The sequence below is a fragment of the Frankia sp. AiPs1 genome, assembly GCF_023716945.1.
Taxonomy (GTDB): domain Bacteria; phylum Actinomycetota; class Actinomycetes; order Frankiales; family Frankiaceae; genus Frankia.
Genome location: NZ_JAMQQF010000833.1, coordinates 1 through 1,857 on the forward strand (window position 1 = coordinate 1; position 1,857 = coordinate 1,857).

A 1,857-nucleotide genomic window follows, 5' to 3' on the forward strand; every position below is an offset into this window, starting at 1 on the left:
GCCTGCGTCCGGCGGAGCAGCCGCCCGGACGCGGCTGGCTCGTCGACCGGCGGCACGGCAACCGGCTGGTGCAGCTCGGCTGGCTCGCCGCCGAGGGCGAAGCGCGCATGGCGCGCGGGTGAACGCGGCACGGACCGGCGCGGGGGGATGACAGTCGGTCGGCAGGTATGGACAATAAGTACGAGTCTGGGCTTCGTGGCGAAACGCGCCCCGCGCGGCTGCGGTGGAACCTGCCGTGGCCGCGCGGGTGCGAGGACGGGGGTGCGTGGTGGCCGGTCCGGGTGGTGACCTCAACGTTCATGCCGAGGATCTCTACACCCACAGCGGCGACGTCTCGACCGCCGCGTCCCATCTGCGCCAGGACGGCCTGACCGCCCTGATGATGATCGCGCAGCTCGGCTCGGGCGGCGACTTCGCGCCGGGCTCCGTCGACTCGCTGGTCCACCTGCACACCCAGCACCTGCTCGCGCTGTCCGGCGCGCAGACCGCGTTGGGCGACACGGTGGCCGGGCTCGGGGTGCTCGGCCAGGGGGCGGGCCTCATCGGGGCCAACTACCAGGCCTCCGACGAGGCCGCGGCGAGGCGGATCAACGGCGCGCTCGTCGACCGGCTGCTCGCGCCACCGCCGCCCGGTGAGCAGGTTCCGGACGGCGTCCAGGTGCAGGAGGTGCCGCTCACGCCGGAGGAGCAGCGCCAGATCGCGGCGATCGGCACGGCGCTGGGTGGACGCGGCGGGGGCGGGGCCACCCGCACGTTCAGCAGCTCCACCGGAGCGGTCACCGTGACCGTGCCCGCCGTGCCGGCGATGAGCGCCCCGCCGATACCGGGCCGGCCGAGTGCCGGCGCCCCCGCCGCACCGGCGCAGCCCGGCGCGCCGCAGACCTTCACCACGGGCGGCGAGAACGACCTGAGCTCGGACGGCGTCTGCTTCACCTCGGCCGACTCGCCGGCGCCGGGCTGCTGGGACGAGCGGGCGCGTCGCCGCCCCGCCCTGCCCTGAATGGTCCCGCCTGATGCGGCCGCCGGCGGCCCGCATGGGGAGGCCGCGTGGCAACGGTAGACCGCCTGTCCATCGAGATGCTGTGGACCGAGATCCGTAATCTCAGCGACGAGACGATCGCCGGCATCTCGCACCAGTGGAGCGTGCTCAGCCAGGCCCACTACGCCGCGGCCACCACGCTGGAGACCAAGGCCGCCGATCTGACCCTGGGCTGGCAGGGCCAGGGTGCCGACGCCTACCTGCGCCACCTGGGCGACACCGTCACCTCCCTGCGGGACGCCGGCGCCGCCGCCGGGACCAACGCCGCCGGCCTCGCCCAGCTCGCCAACCAGGTCGGGCCTGTCCAGAAGGCGATGGACGCCCTGTGGCGGGAGTACAAGGCGAAGTACGACCACGCCGTCGACTCCTTGCAGAACGCGAACGCCGCCCAGAAGCTGTGGTGGGACACACTCGGCGAGCCCCCGCATCCCGAGAAGATCGCCGACGAGTACACCCTCCGGGCCCGCGACCTCGTCCGCCCGCTGGAGCAGACCGCGTCCGCGGTAACCCCGACGATCGTTGGCCCGCCGGCGTTCAACGGCCCCAAGGGCATCAACCCGGCTGTCGCGATGCCGATGCCTCTGGGAGGTGCGGGCCGTCCGGGAGGTGCGGGCAGTCCGGAAGGCGCGGGCCGGTCGAACCACCCGCCGGCGCCTGGCGGTGGGATGGCGCCCCTGGGGCGTGGGACGGCCGTCGCCTCCCCACGCGGGGGTAGCCCGCCGCCACCCGGCCACCCACCCGCGCCGAGATCAGGCCTGCCCGGTCCACGGTCGCCCGTCCCGGCGCCCGGCGCCGTGCCGGCACCGCCGGGTGTGGTG

General features: G+C 75.0%; 1 protein-coding gene and 1 pseudogene. Both read left to right on the forward strand.

Features of this window, described 5'->3' with window-relative positions; all coding sequences use genetic code 11:
• Positions 1–265: 265 nt before the first annotated feature.
• On the forward strand, positions 266–1,000 hold the full coding sequence (locus ND748_RS31100; RefSeq protein ID WP_251749877.1) for a hypothetical protein: 735 nt from the start codon (positions 266–268) through the stop codon (positions 998–1,000).
• Positions 1,001–1,047: 47 nt separating this feature from the next.
• Positions 1,048–1,857 (forward strand): annotated as a pseudogene (locus ND748_RS31105) (hypothetical protein); the annotation flags it as partial.